This window comes from Corynebacterium ihumii, from assembly GCF_028609825.1.
GTDB classification, from domain to species: Bacteria; Actinomycetota; Actinomycetes; order Mycobacteriales; family Mycobacteriaceae; genus Corynebacterium; species Corynebacterium afermentans.
Window position 1 is genome coordinate 1,557,803 of record NZ_CP063190.1, and the last position, 20,828, is coordinate 1,578,630.

General features: G+C 66.4%; 17 protein-coding genes and 1 pseudogene. 14 read left to right on the plus strand and 4 right to left on the minus strand.

All coding sequences use genetic code 11. The features are described 5' to 3' along the window. The first annotated feature begins 52 nt into the window (after positions 1 to 52). Positions 53 to 1,036: a S41 family peptidase gene (locus tag CIHUM_RS07610; protein WP_034998491.1), complete on the plus strand. Its 984-nt coding sequence runs from the start codon at positions 53 to 55 to the stop codon at positions 1,034 to 1,036. Between the two features lie 64 nt (positions 1,037 to 1,100). Here CIHUM_RS07610 and CIHUM_RS07615 read toward each other — a convergent pair whose 3' ends face one another. Beyond that, complete coding sequence (locus CIHUM_RS07615) at positions 1,101 to 1,445, minus strand: HesB/IscA family protein (protein WP_034998489.1); 345 nt, start codon at positions 1,443 to 1,445, stop codon at positions 1,101 to 1,103. 139 nt (positions 1,446 to 1,584) lie between these two features. On the opposite strand from CIHUM_RS07615, the gene CIHUM_RS07620 reads away from it, so the two are divergent. Continuing rightward, complete coding sequence (locus tag CIHUM_RS07620; RefSeq protein WP_034998488.1) at positions 1,585 to 2,298, plus strand: DUF3043 domain-containing protein; 714 nt, start codon at positions 1,585 to 1,587, stop codon at positions 2,296 to 2,298. Positions 2,299 to 2,301: 3 nt separating this feature from the next. Then, complete coding sequence (locus tag CIHUM_RS07625; RefSeq protein ID WP_034998487.1) at positions 2,302 to 3,288, plus strand: nicotinate-nucleotide--dimethylbenzimidazole phosphoribosyltransferase; 987 nt, start codon at positions 2,302 to 2,304, stop codon at positions 3,286 to 3,288. On the opposite strand, the gene CIHUM_RS07630 is transcribed toward CIHUM_RS07625, so the two are convergent. Then, a complete protein-coding gene (locus tag CIHUM_RS07630; protein ID WP_034998486.1) occupies positions 3,285 to 4,391 on the minus strand; it encodes a branched-chain amino acid aminotransferase in 1,107 nt (368 codons plus the stop codon). The genes CIHUM_RS07625 and CIHUM_RS07630 overlap by 4 nt on opposite strands. A gap of 69 nt (positions 4,392 to 4,460) precedes the next feature. On the opposite strand from CIHUM_RS07630, the gene CIHUM_RS07635 reads away from it, so the two are divergent. Then, a complete protein-coding gene (locus CIHUM_RS07635; protein ID WP_034998485.1) occupies positions 4,461 to 5,948 on the plus strand; it encodes a leucyl aminopeptidase in 1,488 nt (495 codons plus the stop codon). Between the two features lie 100 nt (positions 5,949 to 6,048). Here CIHUM_RS07635 and CIHUM_RS07640 read toward each other — a convergent pair whose 3' ends face one another. Then, positions 6,049 to 6,456 (minus strand): hypothetical protein, encoded by a 408-nt coding sequence (locus CIHUM_RS07640; RefSeq protein ID WP_034999201.1) that lies wholly within the window; start codon positions 6,454 to 6,456, stop codon positions 6,049 to 6,051. A 122-nt stretch (positions 6,457 to 6,578) separates the two neighbouring features. Between CIHUM_RS07640 and sucB the strand changes: the two genes are divergently transcribed. The 9 genes and pseudogenes from sucB (at position 6,579) to CIHUM_RS07685 (ending at position 18,789) form a co-directional block, all read left to right on the plus strand. Then, entirely contained in the window at positions 6,579 to 8,684 is a 2,106-nt protein-coding gene (gene sucB / locus CIHUM_RS07645) for a 2-oxoglutarate dehydrogenase, E2 component, dihydrolipoamide succinyltransferase (protein WP_034998484.1), read from the plus strand. A 140-nt stretch (positions 8,685 to 8,824) separates the two neighbouring features. After that, positions 8,825 to 10,441: pseudogene (locus CIHUM_RS07650) on the plus strand (dihydroxyacetone kinase family protein); the annotation flags it as partial. A gap of 76 nt (positions 10,442 to 10,517) precedes the next feature. Next, the gene (gene gcvP / locus CIHUM_RS07655; protein WP_034998483.1) at positions 10,518 to 13,331 is read left to right on the plus strand and encodes an aminomethyl-transferring glycine dehydrogenase; all 2,814 of its coding nucleotides are present in this window, start codon (positions 10,518 to 10,520) and stop codon (positions 13,329 to 13,331) included. Positions 13,332 to 13,343: 12 nt separating this feature from the next. Then, entirely contained in the window at positions 13,344 to 14,417 is a 1,074-nt protein-coding gene (gene gcvT / locus CIHUM_RS07660; protein WP_034998482.1) for a glycine cleavage system aminomethyltransferase GcvT, read from the plus strand. 2 nt (positions 14,418 to 14,419) lie between these two features. Further along, positions 14,420 to 14,806 (plus strand): glycine cleavage system protein GcvH, encoded by a 387-nt coding sequence (gene gcvH / locus CIHUM_RS07665; protein WP_034998480.1) that lies wholly within the window; start codon positions 14,420 to 14,422, stop codon positions 14,804 to 14,806. 28 nt (positions 14,807 to 14,834) lie between these two features. Beyond that, on the plus strand, positions 14,835 to 15,620 hold the full coding sequence (lipB, locus tag CIHUM_RS07670; RefSeq protein WP_034998478.1) for a lipoyl(octanoyl) transferase LipB: 786 nt from the start codon (positions 14,835 to 14,837) through the stop codon (positions 15,618 to 15,620). Between the two features lie 5 nt (positions 15,621 to 15,625). Beyond that, positions 15,626 to 16,669, plus strand: a complete 1,044-nt coding sequence (gene lipA / locus CIHUM_RS07675) for a lipoyl synthase (protein WP_034998476.1) — start codon at positions 15,626 to 15,628, stop codon at positions 16,667 to 16,669. A gap of 42 nt (positions 16,670 to 16,711) precedes the next feature. Next, the gene (locus CIHUM_RS07680) at positions 16,712 to 17,503 is read left to right on the plus strand and encodes a DUF4191 domain-containing protein (protein WP_034999200.1); all 792 of its coding nucleotides are present in this window, start codon (positions 16,712 to 16,714) and stop codon (positions 17,501 to 17,503) included. After that, positions 17,500 to 18,789, plus strand: a complete 1,290-nt coding sequence (locus CIHUM_RS07685) for a threonine/serine exporter family protein (protein WP_051106345.1) — start codon at positions 17,500 to 17,502, stop codon at positions 18,787 to 18,789. The genes CIHUM_RS07680 and CIHUM_RS07685 overlap by 4 nt, the downstream gene beginning before the upstream one ends. On the opposite strand, the gene CIHUM_RS07690 is transcribed toward CIHUM_RS07685, so the two are convergent. Further along, positions 18,786 to 19,262: an RDD family protein gene (locus tag CIHUM_RS07690; RefSeq protein ID WP_034998474.1), complete on the minus strand. Its 477-nt coding sequence runs from the start codon at positions 19,260 to 19,262 to the stop codon at positions 18,786 to 18,788. The two genes, CIHUM_RS07685 and CIHUM_RS07690, sit on opposite strands and share 4 nt — an antisense overlap. A 44-nt stretch (positions 19,263 to 19,306) precedes the next feature. On the opposite strand from CIHUM_RS07690, the gene glnA reads away from it, so the two are divergent. Continuing rightward, positions 19,307 to 20,773, plus strand: a complete 1,467-nt coding sequence (gene glnA, locus CIHUM_RS07695) for a type I glutamate--ammonia ligase (RefSeq protein WP_222859740.1) — start codon at positions 19,307 to 19,309, stop codon at positions 20,771 to 20,773. Positions 20,774 to 20,828 lie beyond the last annotated feature (55 nt).

Sequence of the window (20,828 nt, forward strand, 5' to 3'; positions counted from 1 at the left end):
CGTAGAGCCAGGGGTGTTGTGCTGCGCCCTGCGCGCCGGTTGGATGAGATGCATGTCAAAAGCACGCAAAGTTCTTCTCACGGTCGGCGGCCTGATGGTCGCGCTCATTCTCGCAGCGGCTACCGTCTTGTACGTCTACGGTCCCGCTGCCACCGCCATGTACACCGGCACCGCTCGGTTCTTTGGCACGGACACCCCGAAGCGCTACACCTCTACGGTGCTCGACCTCGCCGGCCAGGGCATCTACGCGGATTCTGCGGAGTTTGCGGAGGCCAGCGCGGCCGCTCGAGAGGAAGCGAAGCATGCGGAGACGCTCGAGGACATCCGTCCCGCACTCAACAAAGCGGTCCACGCCGCCGGAGGCAAGCACTCCAAACTGATCGCACCGGTCACTGGCGACGATGACGAGGTTGCTGAAACGGAGGCCGCCAGCGTAGCGGTCAGAAACGGCGTCGCGGTTGCGACAGTGCCTGGAATCGACCGTCACGCTGACCTCCAGGCATATGCGGACACCCTCACCAGCGGCCTGATCCAAGCCCGGGATGATGGGGCTTGTGGGGCTATCGTGGACCTGCGCGGTAACTACGGTGGCGATATGGGGCCGATGCTCGCAGGGCTCTCGCCTCTACTTCCAGACGGTGAGGTACTCGAATTTGTCACAGCCGGCGGCTCGATGCCGGTCAGCGTCAGTGGTAACGCGGTCAACGGCGGAGGAAGCGCTGTGGAAACCGCGGGTGGCAAATGGGACGCGCCTACCGCTGTGCTTGTAGACGAACACACCGCCTCGTCCGGTGAAGCAACGATGTTGTCGTTCCGCGGCTTGGAACGCTCACGCAGCTTCGGTGCACCGACGGCCGGCTATGCCTCGGCCAACATGGTCTACGACTTTCCCGACGGAAGCAGCCTGATGCTCACCATTGCGAAGGACCGCGCCCGGACCGGCGAAACGTTCGCGGAGGATCCCATCCGTCCCGATGCTGGGGGTGGTGAAGCAGACGCGCTGGCGTGGCTCGCCGAGGAGCATGGCTGCCGGTAGGACACGAAAAAGCTCCGCACTGTTTCACGGTGCGGAGCTTTAGTCGTCGATAAGCAGGAAGTGCTTAGTTGAAGCTGTCGCCGCAGGCGCAGGCGGAACCGGCGTTCGGGTTATCGATGGTGAAGCCCTGCTGCTCGATGGTGTCCGCGAAATCGATGGTGGCACCCATGAGGTACGGCACGCTCATCTTGTCCACGACCAGGCGCACGCCGCCGACCTCGTCGGCCTTATCGCCGTCCAGGTCACGGTCGTCGAAGTAGAGCTGGTAGCGCAGGCCAGCGCAGCCGCCCGGCTGGACAGCGATACGCAGGGAAAGGTCGTTGCGACCCTCCTGGTCAAGCAGCGCCTTCGCCTTCGCTGCGGCGGCCTCGGTCAGGTTCACGCCGGTGGTAGAGGTAGGGGCAGTCATTGCAGTCTCCTTCGTGCGTCGACTTCAAGCTTCGATGTGGAGTGGCGCCCATGCTACGCGCCACTGGCTACAGACTGTGCAACCGCCCGCCCCGCCGGTCTATTCCACTTGGGCTCGCGCGCCTTGTAGCCTAAAGAGCGTGAAACTTCCCTGGCAGAAATCCGAGCACAACGCCGACGCAGCGGGCGCGGCGGGCTCCACGAAGGTTGAAATGCCCGACGCGAAGCCTGAAGCAGAGCAGGCGGAGAAGAAGCTCCCCAAGGGCTACACCCCGCCGAAGGGCCGCCCGACGCCGAAGCGCATCGACCAAGAGATCAAGCGCGGCGTGGTGCGCGACCCCAACGCCGCCACCCCGGCGCAGATCCGTCAGCGTGAAAAAGAGCTGAAGAAGACCATGTCCAAAGAGGAGTGGAAAGCGCACAAGAAGCAGGTGCGGGAGGAAAACCGCGCCCGCAACCGCGAAATCCAGGCCCGCATGGACGCCGGCGACGAGCGCTACCTCACCGAGCGCGACCGCGGCGAGGTGCGCGAGTTCGTGCGCGACTGGGTGGACTCCAAACGCTTCTTCAACAACTACGTCATGCCGGCGGCGCTCGTGCTGCTGCTGATCATGCTGATTGGCACCTGGTTGCCGCGCGTGTCTGCAGTGCTGTCGCTGCTCAGCCTGCTGTTCATGCTGACCATCTTCATCGAGGGCTTCATCATCGGCATCCGCGCCAACCGCGCGGTGCGCGAGAAGTTCCCGCAGGCCGACACCGGCTTTGGTCTGGGCATGTACGCCTTCTCCCGCGCTACCCAGCCGCGCAACTGGCGCACACCGAAGCCGCGCGTCGCCGTGGGCGAAAAGGTTTAGGCCATGCAGTTTCCGCCGGTTGAAGCCCCGAAGCAGTCCCACGGCCACGCCGTCGCCGACGCGTTGGCGGGCTCTGCCACAGGGCTGGCGCTGGGCAGGCTCGGCTCGCTGGCGTCCTGGACCGCCTCCGTGCAAGGCAAGGACATCCCCGCCCCGTTCGTCCGCCCGCGCGTTGTGGTCGTGGCGGGCAAGCACGGCGTCGCCGCGCGCGAGGTGTCCGCGTGGACGCAGGACGCGGGAGACGCCCAGGCGCAGCAGCTGCGCGCAGGCGGCGGCCCGGCCCACGCCGCGGCGCGGCTGACGGGTGCGACGGTGCGGTTCATCGACGACTACCTCGACGCCCCCACCGGCGCCATCGACGTGGAGGCCGCCACCTCCCCCGAGGTGTTCGACGCCGCGCTTGCCGCCGGTGCGGAGGTGGCCGACAACGAGATCGATTCGGGCGCGGACCTGCTCATCCCCGGCGACATCGGGGTGGGCAACACCACCGTCGCGGCGGCCGTCTACGGCGTGTTCACCCGCACCGAGCCGGTGAAGGCCATCGGCCGCGGCTCCGGCATCAACGACAAGGTGTGGAAGGTGAAAGTCGCCGCGGTGCGCGACGCGATGTTCCGCGTGCGCGGCTTCCACGAGGACACTGAGCGCGTCTGCGCCGAACTCACCGGTCCGGACTTCGCCTTCCTGGTGGGCCTGATCTCCCAGTCGGCAGCGCGACGCACCCCGGTGCTGCTTGGCGAGGTCTACCCCACCCTCGCCGCCTACGTGGCCGAGCGCCTCGCCCCCGGCACGAAGGACTGGCTCATCGCTGGCCAGTCCACCGCGGAACCGGCCCACGCCGGCTGCCTTGAGGCGCTCGGCCTCACGCCGGTGTTGGCGCTGGAAATGAAAACGGGCCAGGGCGCAGGGGCCCTGGCCGCGCTCGGACAGCTCAACCTCGCCGCGGAGTTGGCGGGTGAGGTGCTGGCCGAAGGGGCGTCGACAAGCAACTAGCCCTCAATGAGCACGGTGTTCCAGCCGTGGGTGTCCTCCACCTCGCCGGTCTGGATGCCGCGCAGGCGCTCGCGCATGGCCATGGTGATCTCTCCGGCCTCGTTGTTGTTCACCGTGAATTCGCCCTCGTTGGATTTCACGGTGCCGACCGGGGTGATCACGGCTGCGGTGCCGCACGCCAAGGTCTCGGTGATGGTGCCGTCTTCCACGCCGGAGCGCCACTGTTCGACGGTGATCCGGCGCTCCTCCGCCTCATAACCTAGGTCCTTCGCCACCTGCAGCAGCGACTTGCGGGTGATGCCCGGCAGCAGCGAACCAGTCAGCTCAGGGGTGATGATCTTCGCGTTCTCGCCCGAGCCCTCGACGAACATGAGGTTCATGCCGCCCATCTCCTCGATGTACTTGCGCTCAATCGCATCCAGCCAGACCACCTGGTCGCAGCCCTTCTCCGCCGCCTGCTGCTGCGCGAGCAGGGACGCGGCGTAGTTGCCGGCGAACTTCGCGTCGCCGGTGCCGCCGGGAGCGGCGCGAACGTAATCCTCGGAGATCCACACGCTGACCGGTTTCACGCCGCCGGAGAAGTACGCGCCGGCCGGAGAGGCGATGATGTAGAAGCTGTAGCTTGTCGACGGCTTCACGCCCAGCGTCTTTTCCGTACCGATCATGAACGGGCGCAGGTAGAGCGACGCCTCGCCGCCGGCCTCCGGGACCCAGTCGGAATCAATGTCCACGATCTGGCGCACCGCCTCCAGGAAGACCTCCTCCGGCAGCCTTGGCATCGCCATGCGCTCGGCGGAGTTGTTCAGGCGCTTCGCGTTCTGCTCCGGGCGGAACGCGGTGATGCTGCCGTCAGAGTGGCGGTATGCCTTCAGGCCCTCGAAGATGGCCTGACCGTAGTGGAACACGTTGGAGGCGGGGTCCAGCGAGACCGGCTCATAAGCGCGCACCTGCGCGTTGTGCCAGCCTTCGTCCTCGGTCCACTCGATGGAGACCATATGGTCCGTGAACTCCTGCCCAAACGCTGGGTCTGCCAGGATCTTCGCGCGCTCCGCGTCGGGGGTGGGATTCTCAGTGGGGGTGATTGTGAATTCGATCTCAGACATATGGCCCAGGGTACTCCCTATTTCAGTACGCTCCCAGGGTGTAATTGCCCGCACAACGAAAGGACATCCATGGCCTTCGAGATCAGCCTCCCTGCCCGCGGCACGACGGTGCGCACAACCCTCAGCGAAAGCGCTCCGTCCGGCGCGGCGCTGCTCGTCCCCGTCGCCCACGGCGAGGACGGCATCGAGGTTCCCGTCACCGCACTCGCCCCGAAGGGCCTGCTGGAGGCGCTGGTTGCGGTCGGCGCCAAGGGCACCGAGGGCGAGGTGACGCGCCTGCTTATCGACGGCCACCTGGTCACCGCATTCGGCCTCGGCGACGCCTCCGAGATCGACGACGAAGCTGTCCGCCGCGGCGTGGGTGCGGCCGCTCGCGCCTTGAACGACGTGGAGCGCGCCGCCATCTCCGCCGAGTTCGGCGTCGCACCTGTGGTGGAGGGCCTGCTGCTGGGCGGCTACACCTACACCGGCCTGAAGTCCCAGGCCGAGGTCCAAGACGACGAGAACTCCGATGCCGAGACGCCGCAGACCACCGAGGTCACCGTCGTCGGCGCCGACGAGGCCGAGTACAACGCCGCGGTGATTGTCGCCGAGTCCGTGAACTTGGCCCGCGACCTGGTCAACACCCCTGCGAACTACCTCTACCCGGAGTCCTACGCGTCCGTCATGGGCGAGGTCGCCTCGACAACCGGCCTGGACATCGAGGTGCTGGACGACACCGCGCTGGAAGAGCAGGGCTTCGGCGGCATCCTGTCCGTGGGCCGCGGCTCCTCGCGCCCGCCGCGCCTGGTGCACCTGACCTGGGCGCCTGAGGGCGCATCGACGAAGGTCGGCCTGGTGGGCAAGGGCATCACCTTCGACACCGGCGGTATCTCGCTCAAGCCCGGCTCCGGCATGGAGGACATGATCTCCGATATGGGCGGCTCCGCAGCACAGCTCGCCGTCATCGCCGCGGCCGCGCGCCTTAAGCTGCCGGTGCGCATCGACGCCTGGCTGCCCCTGGCGGAGAACATGCCGTCCGGCACCGCCACCCGCCCGGGCGACGTCATCACCCACTACGGCGGCATCACCAGCGAGGTCATTAACACCGACGCCGAGGGACGCCTCGTGCTTGCCGACGCCGTCGCCCGCGCCTGCGAGGATGACCCCGCCTACCTCATCGAAACGGCGACGCTCACCGGCGCGCAGTTGGTGGCGCTGGGCAACCGCACCGCAGGCGTGATGGGCTCCGATGAGCTGCGCGACCTCATCGCCGAGACCGGCCGTGGCGTGGGCGAGCAGGCCTGGGCCATGCCGCTACTGGAGGAACAGGAGGACGAACTGAAGTCCCCCATCGCCGACATCCGCAACACCCACAACGCGCGTACCGGCGGCATGTTGTTCGCCGGCCTGTACCTGTCTCGCTTCGTGCCGGAAGACATCGAGTGGGCGCACATCGACATCGCCGGCCCCGCCTGGAACGGCGGCACCCCCTACGGATACACCCCGAAACGTGCCACTGGCGCGCCTGTGCGGACGATTGTGGAGACGTTGTCGCGCCTCGTCGATAAGCAATAGCGCTCTCGCAAAACTTTACATGCGCGCCCGACAATAAGCCCCTGACCCGCAGGTTAAGATCTGCTAGTTCGGGGCTTCTGTCAGATTTTGCGAGTTTCGTTTACCTGCTGGGGTCGCCGTAGGGGTTTTCGCCGCGCTCGAACCGGGCGCGGCGCTGCTTTTGCTCCTCGCGTTTGCGCAGGATGCGCTCCTGCTCGATTTTCCGACGCATACGGTCGGGGTAGCCGGTCTCCTCGACGTCGTAGAGCATGATGCCCAGCATGTCGGCCACCTGGTCGATGCCCTTGGGCCCGCCGATGCGGCGGCGGGTGTAGTTGCCTTTTTCGTCCACGAGGACGACGGACATCTCGTTGACCATCGTTTCCGGCTCGACAAAGCCCTCCACGTACGCACGGCCGGTGACCCAGTCGCGCAGGTATTGCGCATCGTCCGGACGGATCGTCTCCCCCGGCGCGCGGGGTGGTTTAAACGTCGTGGACTTCTTGCCTTTGCCGAACAGGTTGAACACGTCCCACATCATACGGTGCGCCTCGGGCAGGAAAGGTCACCCCTTGGGCAACGTGCGGGGCCTGTTACAGGTACGCTTTGTGCCTGTATAGCTTCCAACGTTTCAATGAGGAGACTTAAGAAATGGCGCACTCAGTTGAGATGCCCGAGCTGGGCGAATCGGTCACCGAAGGCACGATCACCACGTGGCTGAAGGAAGTCGGCGACACGGTCGAGGTGGACGAGCCGCTGCTCGAGGTCTCCACCGACAAGGTCGACACCGAGATCCCGTCCCCGGTTGCAGGCGTGATCCTGGAGATCAAGGCCGACGAGGACGACACCGTTGAGATCGGCGACGTGATCGCCATCATCGGCGACGAGGGCGAGGAAGCAGACTCCTCCTCCGAAAAGAAGGAAGAGAAAGCCGAGGCTGAGGAGCCGGCCGAGGAGAAGGCTGAGGCGCCGAAGAAGGAAGAGAAGCCCGCCAAGAAGGCTTCCGGCGACGCTACCGACGTGGAGATGCCGGAGCTGGGCGAGTCCGTCACCGAGGGCACCATCACCACCTGGCTGAAGGAAGTCGGCGACGAGGTTGAGGTCGACGAGCCGCTGCTCGAGGTCTCCACCGACAAGGTCGACACCGAGATCCCGTCCCCGGTCGCAGGCACCCTGATCGAGATCCTGGCCGAGGAGGATGACACCGTCGAGGTCGGCGATGTCATCGCCCGCGTCGGCGACGCTGATGCCGCTGCAGCTTCCGACGACGCCGACGATGCTGATGACGCCGACGAGGCCGACGCAGAGGAGCCGAAGGAAGAGGCCAAGGAAGAGAAGAAGGCCGAGCCGAAGAAGAAGTCTTCCGGCGGCGCAGGCACCAAGGTTGAGATGCCGGAGCTGGGCGAGTCCGTCACCGAGGGCACCATCACCACCTGGCTGAAGGAAGTCGGCGACATGGTCGAGGTGGACGAGCCGCTGCTCGAGGTCTCCACCGACAAGGTCGACACCGAGATCCCGTCCCCGGTTGAGGGCACCATCCTGGAGATCCTCGCCGAGGAGGACGACACCGTCGAGGTCGGCGATGTCATCGTCATCATCGGCGATGCCGACGCCTCCGTCGAGGAAAACGACGCCGACGAGGCTGAAGAGGCTGAGGAGCCGGCCGAGGAGAAGGCTGAAGAGAAGCCGGAGCCGAAGGAAGAGAAGAAGCCGGAGCCGAAGAAGGAAGAGCCGAAGGCCGAGAAGGCTGAGAAGGATGAGTCCAAGAACGCTTCCGCGAAGGTGAACAACGGCGGCAACGTCCCGTACGTCACCCCGCTGGTGCGCAAGCTCGCCGACAAGCACGGCGTTGACCTGAACTCGGTTGAGGGCACCGGTGTCGGTGGCCGCATCCGCAAGCAGGACGTCCTGGCAGCTGCCGAAGGCGGCAAGGCCGAGGGCAACGCAGCTGCTGCGGCGAAGGGCGACGAGAAGGCGGCTCCGCAGGGCCCGCGCGCCAACTGGTCCACCAAGTCCGTGGATCCGGCGAAGGCGGAACTCATCGGCACCACCCAGCGTGTGAACCGCATCCGCGAGATCACCGCCGCGAAGATGGTGGAGTCCCTGCAGACCACCGCTCAGCTGACCCACGTGCAGGAAATCGACGTGACTCGCGTTGCGGAGCTGCGTAAGAAGGTCAAGCCGGCATTCGTCGAGAAGCATGGCGCAAACATCACCTACCTGGCCTTCTTCATCAAGGCCACGGCAGAGGCGCTGGTGTCCCACCCGAACGTCAACGCGTCCTACGACGCTGACGCGAAGGAGATCACCTACCACTCCGACGTCAACATCGGCATCGCCGTGGATACCCCGATGGGCCTGCTGGTGCCGGTGATCAAGAAGGCGCAGGACATGAACCTGGCCGACATCGCGAAGGCGATCACCGACCTGGCGTCCCGCGCGCGCGACAAGAAGCTGCGTCCGGACGACCTGTCCGGTGCAACCTTCACCGTGACCAACATCGGTTCCGAGGGCGCGCTGCTGGACACCCCGGTGCTGACCCCGCCGCAGGCCGGCATCCTGGGCACCGCCGCGATTGAGAAGCGCCCGGTCATCGTGACCGAGGACGGCATCGACTCGATTGCGATCCGCCAGATGTGCTACCTGCCGTTCACCTACGATCACCAGCTGATCGACGGTGCGGACGCGGGCCGTTTCGTCACCACCATCAAGGACCGCATCGAGGAGGGCGATTTCGAGGCTGACCTCGACATCTAACCCCTGAACGCGCTGAACCCGGCACCGTTTTTCGGTGCCGGGTTTCGTCCTTTTTGGCATACAGTGGTGGCATGCCTGACACGTTCAAATCATTTCGTAACGCCACCGACCACTTCATGCGGTAGGCCCTCGGCGGCCTTGTCGCCGCGCACCCGTGCGCGCAGTGGCACGACGAGGGCTTCGTGGGGCTTTTGCTTGACGACGCCACCAAAGGCGACCAACGAGTAGCCGTCATCTCCGGCGGCGGGTCCGGCCACGAGCCGATGCACGCCGGCTCTATCGGCTCCGGCATGTTGGATGCGGCCTGCCCGGGCCTGTTGTTCACCTCCCCCAACGCGGTGCAGATCGGCGTGGCCACCGAGTGGGCGGACCGCGGCAAAGGCGTGGTGCACGTGGTGAAGAACTACACCGGCGACGTGATGAACTTCACCGTGGCGGCGAACCACGCCGGCGTCGAGGTGGCGCAGGTGCTGGTGGACGACGACGTGGCAACCGAGATCGACAACGACGATTCGCCAGGCCGCCGCGGCACCGGAGCGACCGTGATTGTGGAGAAGATTGCTGGCGCGGCCGCCGCGCGCGGCGACGACCTGCAGGCGGTAGCAAGGGTTGCCCAGCGCTCGGCGGATCAGTCCCGCAGCATGTCGGTAGCGCTGCAGCCAGGCCACTCCCCGACCTCGGACCGGGCCACGTTCGACTTGGCGGACGGCCAGATCGAGATCGGCGTGGGCATCCACGGCGAGCCGGGCGTGGAGCGCCGCGACATCGCCGGCGCGCAGCTCACCGCGGCGGCGCTCGTGGAGGAGCTGCTGGACGGCATCCTCGGCTCGCATGGCAACCCCAACGGCGACGTGATGCTCTTCGTCAACAGCCTCGGCGGCACGAGCCAGCTGGAGCAGGACTTGATCTTCGGCGAGGCGCTCAAGCAGCTGACGGACCGCGGGCTGAAGGTGCGCCGCGGCATGCGCGGCGCGCTGGTGACCTCGCTGAACATGGCGGGCATCTCGCTCACGCTCACCGTGCTCGACGACGAGCTCATCGAGCTCATCGACGCCAAAACGTCCGCCCCCGCCTGGCCCGGCACCGTCAACGACCCGGAGTATGCCGAGGCGATCCTGGTGGACAACGAGACCCAGCCGGACAGCGGCGAGGAAAACGCGTGGCTGACCCGCTTTGTCGAGCGTCTCGCCGCCAGCTACGACGACCTGACTGCCCTTGACCGCGAGGCCGGCGACGGCGACTTCGGCCAGAATATGGAGGCGGCCTTTGGTGACGTCGTCACGCCTGTGCGTGGCACCGACGCGGACGTGCTGAACTTTTTCGCCCACCGCATGCTGGTGCGCGCAGGCGGCACCTCGGGCGCGGTGCTGGGCACCTTCTTCCGCCAGATGGCCGACGCGTTCGCAGGCGTGGATTCGCGCGACGCGGACGGCAGCGCATTTGCCGAGGCGCTCGCGGAGGGGCTTGAGCGCGGCGTGGACGCCATCACACAGCTGGGCGGGGCGAAGGAGGGCGACAACACACTCGTCGACGCCCTCGCCCCCGCCGCACGCGCCGCGAAGGACGCCTCCGGCAGCGTCGACGAGGTACTCGCGCAGGTCTTCGCCCCGGCGGTCGAAGGTGCGAAGGCGACCCGCGGCATGCAGGCGACAAAGGGCCGCGCTTCCTACCTCGGCGAGAGCGCGAAACACGTGCCGGATCCGGGCGCGATCGCGGTGACGTGGCTGTTCGGTGAAGCGGGTGTGGACGAGTTCTAAAACGGGCTTTCAGCGGCTGAGAACCAGCTAAGCTGTCGCGTGGTTATCACAACCCGATTTTTCAAGGAGCCCTCTTTTGGATTACATCTCCCGTCATATCGGCCCAGACCAGGCAGAACAGCAGAAAATGCTGGATGCGCTGGGCTACGATTCCATCGATGCGCTGATCACCGCGGCGGTGCCCTCCGGCATCCTGGCGCAGCAGCCGCTCGACCTGCCGGAGGCGTTGACGGAATACGAGGCCCAGGACCGCTTGCGCGAACTCGCAGACAAGAACACTGTGCTGCGCGCGTTTTACGGTCAGGGCTTCTCCTCCACCCTGACCCCGCCCGTGATCCGCCGCGGTGTGGTGGAGGACGCCGGTTGGTACACGGCGTACACGCCGTACCAGGCTGAGATTTCGCAGGGCCGCCTCGAGGCGCTGCTGAACTTCCAGACCATGGTGCAAGATCTCACCGGTCTGGACATCGCAAACGCATCGCTTCTCGACGAAGCATCCGCCGCCGCCGAGGCAGTCGGGCTGATGTCCCGCGTGGTGAAGAAGGGCCGCCGGGTGCTTCTGGATTCGCGTTTGCACCCGCAGGTGATCACAGTCGCCTCCGAGCGCGCCCGCGCGATCGACCTGGAGGTCGAGGTAGCCAACCTGGCCGAGGGCGTGGTCGGCGAAGACCTCGTCGGCGCGGTGTTCGCCTACCCGGGCACCGAGGGCGACATCGTGGACCCGCGCCCGGTGATCGAAGCGATCCACGAGCGCGGCGGCCTGGTCGCCGTCGACGCCGACATCCTGGCCCTGACGCTTCTGGAGTCCCCCGGCGAGTTCGGCGCGGACATCGCAATCGGCACCACCCAGCGCTTCGGCGTGCCGCTGTTCTACGGCGGCCCGCACGCGGCCTACATGGCGGTGCGCGAGAAGCTGCAGCGCCAAATGCCGGGCCGCCTGGTGGGCGTGTCCAAGGACACGGAGGGCTACCCCGCATACCGCCTGGCGCTGCAGACCCGCGAGCAGCACATCCGCCGCGAGCGCGCCACCTCCAACATCTGCACCGCCCAGGCACTGCTTGCCGTGACCGCGTCCATGTACGCCGTCTACCACGGCCCGCAAGGCTTGACCGAGATCGCGCGCGCGGTCCACCAGCGCGCCGCGGACTTCGCGGCGTCGCTCGAGGCCGCCGGCGTGGCAGTCAAGCACGCCGAGTTCTTCGACACGGTGGCGGTGGAGGTTGCGGGGGCACCGGAGGTCGTCGCAAAGCTGGCGGATGCTGGGTACCTGGTCCGCGCAATCGACGAGACCACCGTCGGCGTGTCCTTCGGCGAAGACACCACCGACGCCGACGTCGAGGCGCTGCTGGCTGGCTTCGGCGCTTCCGTCGCCGAGGGCACCGCGCGCATCCCCGCGGCGCTGGAGCGCACCACCGAGTTCCTCACCCACGAGACGTTCAACCGCATCCACTCCGAGACGCAGATGATGCGCTACATCCGCATGCTCGGCGACAAGGACCTGGCGCTGGACCGCACGATGATCCCGCTGGGCTCGTGCACGATGAAGCTCAACCCCACCGCCGGCCTGGAGGTGATCACCTGGCCGGGGTTCGCCAACGTGCACCCCTACACCCCCGACGAGTACACCGAGGGGTGGCGCGAGCTTATCGACGAAATCCGCGCCTGGCTGGTGGCGATCACCGGGTATGCAGAGGTGTCGGTGCAGCCGAACTCCGGCGCAACCGGCGAGCTGGCCGGCCTTTTGGCCATCCGCGCGTACCACGTGGCCAACGGCGACGCTGAGCGCGACATCTGCCTCATCCCGGCCTCCGCGCACGGCACGAACGCGGCGTCGGCGACGCTGGCGAACCTGCGCGTCGTGGTGGTCAAAACCGCGGACGACGGCTCCATCGACCTGGCGGACCTGGATGCGAAGCTGGACAAGCACGCCGACTCCGTGGCCGCGATCATGCTCACCTACCCCTCCACGCACGGCGTGTACGAGGAGGACGTGCGCGTGGTTTGCGACAAGGTGCACGCGGCCGGCGGGCAGGTCTACATCGACGGCGCGAACATGAACGCGTTGACCGGCATCGCCCGCCCGGGCGACTTCGGCGGTGACGTCAGCCACCTGAATCTGCACAAGACGTTCACCATCCCGCACGGCGGCGGCGGCCCGGGCGTGGGCCCGATCGGCGTGGGCGAGCACCTGATCCCGTTCCTGCCCGGCGACCCGACCGCGGCTGACGGCGAGGGCGGCGCGCCGGTGACCTCCACCCTGTACGGCTCGGCGGGTGTGCTGCCGATTTCGTGGTCCTACATCGCCATGTCCGGTGCCGCCGGCCTGCGCAGCGCCACCGAGCACGCCGTGTTGGGCGCGAACTACATCGCGCGCGAGCTGAACGATTCCTACCCGGTGCTCTACACCGGCAACGACGGCCTGGTCGGCCACGAGTGCATCCTGGACCTGCGCGAGCTCACTGACGCCTCCGGGGTCACCGCGGCGGATGTGGCCAAGCGCCTGATCGACTACGGCTTCCACGCCCCCACCCTCGCCTTCCCCGTCGCGGGCACGCTGATGGTGGAGCCGACCGAGTCCGAGGACTTGGCAGAGCTGGACCGCTTCGTCGAGGCGATGCGCGCCATCCGCGCCGAGATCCAGGAGATCATCGACGGCGAAGTGGAGTACGAAAACTCCGTCGTGCACAACGCGCCGTACACCGCCGAGAGCGTGATCCGCTCCGAGTGGCCGTACGAGTTCACGCGCGAAAAAGCCGCATACCCGGTGGATTCGCTGGTGCACGGAAAGTACTTCCCGCCGGTGCGGCGTATCGACGAAGCCTTCGGCGACCGCAACTTCCAATGCTCCTGCCCGCCGCCGGAAGCCTTCGACACCGAAACCGAATCCTAAGGAGGAACACACATGCCACAGACCCCGCTGCACGCCACGCACGAAAAGCTCGGTGCGAGCTTCACCGATTTCGGCGGCTGGGAGATGCCGCTGAAGTACGGCTCGGAGCTGGAGGAGCACCGCGCGGTACGCACCGACGTGGGCATTTTCGACCTGTCCCACATGGGCGAGATCACCATCCAGGGCCCCGATGCCGCCGCGTTTTTGGATTACGCGCTGATCTCCAACTTCACCGCGCTCAAGGACGGCAAGGCGAAGTACTCCATGATCGTCGCCGAGGACGGCGGCATCATCGATGACCTGATCACCTACCGCTTCAGCGAGAACCACTTCATGGTCGTGCCCAACGCCGCGAACACCAACGCGGTGTGGGCTGCGTTTGAGGCGCGCCAGGGCGACTTCGAGGTGCAGCTCACCAACAATTCCGAGGCGTTCGCGCTGGTTGCGGTCCAGGGCCCGCGTGCGATCGAGGTGTTGGAGCCTCTGCTTAGCGACGACGCCTCCGCCCTCTCCTACTACTCCGGCGCGTGGATGACCCTCGACGGCGTTGAAACGTTCGTCGCTCGCACCGGCTACACCGGCGAGGACGGCTTCGAGCTGTTCTGCACCCGCGAGGACGCGCAGAAGGTGTGGGACGCCGTCATCGATCAAGGCACCCCGTGCGGCCTGGCGGCGCGCGACTCGCTGCGCCTGGAGGCATCCATGCCGCTGTACGGCCACGAGCTGACCGCCGAGATCACCCCGGTGGAGGCCGGCATGGGCCGCGCGTTCGCCAAAAAGGAGGCGGACTTCGTGGGCAAGGACGCGCTAACCGGCCGCGAGCCGAGCGTGGTCATCGCGGGCCTGATCTCCGAGCAGCGCCGCGCCGCCCGCGAGGGCGCCGAAGTGTTCCTGAAAGACTCCGACGACAAGATCGGCGTGGTCACCTCCGGCCAGCCGTCGCCGACGCTGGGCCACCCGGTCGCGCTCGCGCACCTGGACCCGGCGCATGCTGTGGAGGGCACGGACGTGGACATCGACATCCGCGGCCGCCGCTACCCGTTTACTATTGCACCGACCCCGTTTTACTCCCGAAAGGACGCATAACCATGGAGCTGAAGCAGGACTTCTACTACTCCGAGGATCACGAGTGGATCAACGCCACCCCGGACGAGGCCGCCGGTAAGACCGTGCGCGTGGGCATCACCCACGTCGCTGCTGACCGCCTCGGCGAGGTTGTCTTCGCGGAGCTTCCGCAGGTGGGCGACACCGTCACCGCCGGCGAGACCTGCGGCGAAATCGAGTCCACCAAGTCCGTCTCCGACCTGTACTCCCCGGTCACCGGCACGGTCACCGCGGTCAACGAGGACATCGACGGCGCCTACGAGGCCATCAACAACGACCCGTACGGCGAGGGCTGGCTCTTCGAGGTGGAGGTCGAGGAAGTCGGTCCGCTGATGACCGCCGACGAGTACGCCTCCTCCAACGGCGTGTAGTTCCGGCCGGGGACTAGGGTTGAGGGGCATGACTGCCCCGCGCGATCCGTTCTTCCCCGCCGACAAATCCATCCGAGCCTCAGCCTCGCCCATTGATGTGCGCGAGCTGGGGCTCGTGGACTATCAGGATGCCTGGGACCTCCAAGCAGACATTGCTTCGCGACGGGCCAAAGGCGAAGTGCCCGATACAGTGCTAGTGCTGGAGCACCCCTCCACCTTCACCGCCGGCAAGCGCACGCAGCCGGAGGACATGCCCGACCCCGCCTACCCCGTGCCGGTGGTGCCGGTGGACCGCGGCGGGCGCATCACCTGGCACGGGGAGGGCCAGCTGGTGGTCTACCCGATTATCAAGCTCGCCGAGCCGGTGGACGTGGTCGACTACGTGCGCCGCTTAGAGGAGGCGCTCATCCAGGTCGTGCGCGACGCGGGCGTGACCACGGCGGGCCGGGTCGACGGTCGCTCCGGGGTCTGGGTGCCGGAGGAGACGAAGGCGGTGGCCCCGGAGGCGTCGTCACGCGAGCGCAAAATTGCCGCCCTGGGCATCCGCATCACCCGCGGCGTGACCATGCACGGCCTCGCCTTGAACTGCAACAACACCCTCGAGCACTACGAGCACATTGTCGCCTGCGGCATCGACGACGCGGATGTGACCACCCTGTCACTCGAGCTCGGCCGCGACATCACCCCGGCCGATATGGCCGCCCCGATGGTGCGCGAGCTGGAGCGGGCGCTGTCCGGCGAGCTGGTCGTGGCGGACCACACGTTTGCCACCCGACCGGACCCCTCGAAGGGTTTGACACGGAAGGTACGGTAAATAGCGTGACTGTAGCACCAGAAGGCCGCAAGCTCTTGCGCGTTGAGGCGCGCAATTCCGAAACACCGATTGAGAAGAAGCCGCGGTGGATCCGCAACTCCGTCAAGACCGGTCCCGAATACGAGGACATGAAACAAAAGGTCAAGGGCGCGGGCCTGCACACCGTGTGCCAAGAGGCGGGCTGCCCCAACATCCACGAGTGCTGGGAATCGCGTGAGGCGACCTTCCTCATCGGCGGGTCCCGCTGCTCCCGCCGCTGCGACTTCTGCGATATCGCCTCCGGCCGCCCGGACCCGCTGGACCGCGACGAGCCGCGCCGCGTGGCAGAAGAGGTGCAGAACCTCAAGCTGAACTACTCCACCATCACCGGTGTCACCCGCGACGACCTCGATGACGAGGGCGCCTGGCTCTACGCCGAGATCGTGCGCAAGATCCACGAGCTCAACCCGCACACCGGCGTGGAGAACCTCACCCCGGACTTCTCCGGCAAGCCGGACCTGCTCCAAGAGGTCTTCGAGGCCCGCCCCGAGGTCTTCGCGCACAACGTGGAGACCGTCCCGCGCATCTTCCGCCGCATCCGCCCTGCGTTCCGCTACGAGCGCTCCCTCGATGTCATCCGCCAGGCCCGCGACTTCGGTCTGATCACCAAGTCCAACCTGATCCTGGGCATGGGCGAGACCCGCGAGGAAGTCCTCGAGGCGCTGCACGACCTGGTGGACGCAGGCTGCGACATCATCACGATTACCCAGTACCTGCGCCCCGGCCCGACCTACCACCCGATCGACCGCTGGGTGAAGCCGGAGGAGTTCATCGAGTACCGCGACGCCGCCTACGAAATGGGCTTCGGCGCCGTCATGTCCGGCCCGCTGGTGCGCTCCTCCTACCGCGCCGGCAAGCTCTACGTCGAGGCGATGGCGCACCGTGGTCTCGAGCTGCCGGAGAACCTGAAGCACCTGGCGGAGACGTCGCAAGGCGACACTGCGCAAGAAGCCTCCACCCTGCTGGAGAAGTACGGCGCATCCGCCGACCACCCAGTGGAGACCCGCTAGGGTCTTTGGCCCGCGTCTTAGCTGTGGCATACAGTTATGTCCATGGCTAAGACGCAGGACAAGGAAGCGGCGAAAGCCGCCAAGAAAGAACAGCGCGCCGCGAAGCGCGCCAAGGGCAAAGCAACGCGGACGCAGCTCAAGCAGGCGTTTGACCTCCAGCGCAAGCGCGACAAGGCGCTCATCCCCATCATGCTCGCCTGCGTGCTGGGCGGCGGGCTGCTGTTCTTCCTCCTCGGCCTGTGGTGGGGCGCGAAGTGGTTCTGGCTGATCATGGGCCTGATCCTGGGCGCCGTGCTGGCGATGTTCATCTTCTCCCGCCGTCTGGAAAAGTCCATGTACGACGAGGTCGGCGACACCCCCGGCGCCGCCGGCTGGACGCTGGAGAACATGCGCAACACGATGGGCATCGTGTGGCAGACCAAAACCGGCGTGCAGGCCAACACCCACATGGACACCGTGCACCGCGTCGTGGGCAACCCGGGTGTCGTGCTCGTCGGCGAAGGCAACCCGAACCGCCTGAAGTCCCTGATGAGCAAAGAGCACAAACGCGTGGAACGCTTGCTTGCGGGCGTGCCCGTCTACGAGGTCTACGCCGGCGAGGGCGAAGGCCAGGTGCGCAACCGCGACCTGCAGAAGCACCTGCTCAAACTGCCGAAGAACTACCAGAAGAACGAGGTCTACAGCCTCGCCGCAAAGCTCGAGGCGATGGATTCCCGCGGCCACGGCGCCCAGGCCGCCGGCCTGCCGGGCGGCCCGCTGCCGAAGCAGGCCCAGAACATGGCGGGCATGAACCGCAAGATGCGCCGCATGCAGGAGCGCAAGGGCGGAAAGTGATCGAGCCCAACCCCGGCATGGACGCCGAAGCGAACACCTGTCTTCGCTTCGGCGTCTTGTTGTTGTCTGCCGGCGCGTCCGGCTACCGCGTGATCCGCGCGGTGAAGCGCTGCGCCCGCTCGGTGGGTTTCGACGAGGCCGATGTCATCGTCGGCTTCAACACCATCAGCTGCACGTTCCACCGCGGCCTGCAGTTCCGCACCGTCGTGTCCGACGTGCCGCTGCCGGGTGTGAACACCTCGCGCATTGAGGCGCTGGAGACCGCGGCGCACTCACTTCTGCAGAGCTACCGCACGCCCGAGGTCATCGATGCCGTGCTCGACGAGATCGAGCGCATCCCGTCTCCACGCTGGGGCCTTTGCCTATCGACGTTCGCCGCCGGACTCGCCTGCGCCGGATTCGCAGTACTGAACCAGTTCGGGCTCGCCACCGCTGCGCTGGTGTGCCTGGCGGCGATGCTGGGCCAGCTGGTGCGGGCGTTTCTGCACAAGGCGCACTTCAACCTGATCGGCATCACGATGGCGGCGTCGTTCGTCGCCTCGTCGGCGTTCTTGCTGCTTGACCGGGTGCTGCCGCTTGCCAGCGTGGTCTCCCCCGGCTTCATCGCCGCGGTGCTGTTTCTCATCCCCGGCTTCCCGCTATTTACCTCGTTTGTGGACCTCGCCCGCTTCGACTTCACCGCCGGCATCCCGAGGCTGTTTTTCGCCCTCGAGATCATCGTGGTGATCATGCTGACCGTCTCCGTGGTGGCGATGCTCTCCGGCACCCCGGAGCTGCCGTCGGCGGCGGTGCCGACGTCGGCGGAGTTCATGGTCGCCGGGGCGCTGGCGAGCTTCGTCAGTGTGGGCTGCTTTGCATTGCTGTTCAATTCGTCGAGACGCATGGCGCTCATCGCCGCCACGCTCGGGATGGCAGCCAACGTCGCACGGCTCGCCCTGCTTGCGGACGGGGTGCGCTCGTATCTGGCCGCCTTCATCGCCGCCCTGATCATCGGCGTCGCCGGCGGGCTTTTGGGCCGGGTGGCGAAGGTGCCCCGCACCACCGTGACCATCCCGGCGGCGGTGGTGATGATCCCTGGCCCCGTCATCTACGCCGCGGTGCACAACTTCGCCGAGGGCGACATTCTCAACGCGCTTTCGAAGTTCACCGAGGTGTCGTTCGTGGTGCTGTTCATCGCCGGCGGGCTCGCCGTGGCGCGCATGCTCACTGACCCGAACTGGGCGATGTACCGCTACATCGACTTCGACCACGAACTCGTCGGCGAGGAACGCCCCATCAACAACTAGGTGCGGATCACCGTCGTGGTGGTGGCGCGATCGTGCATGCCGCGCCCGTTGGCGTCCACAAGCGCCGCCGGCAGCACAAAACCGGTGAGGATTGTGCGCACCGCTGCGCGCCACAGCCCCACCGAGGCCTCCTTGTCCACGCGCGCCACACCCATGCCCAGCGCCGCCATGCCCGGAGTGCGGGAGAACAACCAGCCGCACACGATGCCCAAAACGATCCACAGCAGGTACGTCGCGGTGTAGCGGTCTCCCAACGCCGACGTGTTCGCCGTGATCAGCGACGCAGCCACCGCACACAACGCCCAGTCAATGAACACCCCGCCCATGCGGCGCAGCACCGACGCCTGCGAGCCCGTCCCCTCCTTCGGCATCCCGAGATACTGCCCCGGGTACTCAGGCAAGGTGTCCTCGCCGGAGAATTGGTTCGGGATTTCGGGGCCGTCGTGCCAGTTTTGTCGTCGAGAAGCAGCCATGCCTTCCGAGCGTAGTGTCACGCGCGCGTAGACTTGAAACCGTTATGTCCTACACACAACGAGGAGTACCACCCGTGTCCTTCGACAACATCGAAGATGTCAAAAAATTCATCGCTGACGAGGAGGTGGAATTCGTCGACGTACGCTTCACCGACGTGCCCGGCATCGAGCACCACTTCTCCATCCCGGCGTCGATGTTCGACGAAGACGTGATGGAAGAAGGCCTCGCCTTCGACGGCTCCTCCATCCGCGGCTTCACCACCATCGAAGAATCCGACATGACCCTCATGCCGGACCTCGCCACCGCCAAGCTCGACCAATTCCGCGGCTCCAAGACCCTGAACGTGAAGTTCTTCGTCAACGACCCGTTCACCCACGAGCCGTTCTCCCGCGACCCGCGCAACGTGGCCAAGAAAGCCGAGGAATACCTCAAGTCCACCGGCATCGCCGACACCTGCTCCATCGGCGCCGAAGCCGAGTTCTACCTGTTCGACTCCATCCGCTACGAAGTGGAGGGCCACTCCGCGTTCTACGAAATCGACGCCGAAGAAGGCTGGTGGAACCGCGGCAACGAAGTCGAAGCCGACGGCTCGCCGAACCTCGGCTACAAGAACCGTTGGAAGGGCGGCTACTTCCCCGTCGCCCCGCACGACAAGACCGTCGAAGTGCGCGACGCGATGGTGCACAACCTCGCCGCCGCCGGCTTCGACATCGAGCGCTTCCACCGCGAAGTGGGCAACGGCGGCCAGCAGGAAATCAACTACCGCTTCAATACCCTGCTGCACGCGGCAGACGACCTGCAGGACTTCAAGTACATCATCAAAAACACCGCCACGCTGTACGGCCAGACCGTGACGTTCATGCCCAAGCCGCTCGCCGGCGACAACGGCTCCGGCATGCACGCCCACCAGTCGCTGTGGAAGGACGGCGAACCGCTGTTCTACGACGAGTCCGGCTACGGCGGCCTGTCGGACATCGCCCGCTGGTACATCGGCGGACTGCTCGAGCACGCCGGCGCGGTGCTGGCGTTTACCAACCCGACGCTGAACTCCTACCACCGCCTCGTGCCGGGCTTCGAGGCGCCGATCAACCTCGTGTACTCCCAGCGCAACCGCTCCGCCGCGATCCGCATCCCGATCACCGGCGCGAACCCGAAGGCCAAGCGCATCGAGTTCCGCGCTCCGGACCCGTCAGGCAACCCGTACCTCGGTTTCGCGGCGATGCTCATGGCCGGCATCGACGGCATCAAAAACCGCATCGAGCCACACGCCCCGGTGGACAAGGACCTCTACGAGCTTCCGCCGGAGGAGGCCAAGGACATCCCGCAGGCACCGACCTCGCTGGAAGCCGCGCTCAAGGCGCTGGAGGTGGACCACGACTTCCTCACCGAGGGCGACGTGTTCACCGACGACCTCATCGAGACCTACATCAAGCTCAAGTACGACAACGAGATCACCCCGGTGCGCCTGCGTCCCACCCCGCAGGAGTTCGAGATGTACTTCGACTGCTAGGTTTGCATAGCCTGACCTGCGCTAAGTCAGGCCGAACTTCCTTGCGGGGGTGATC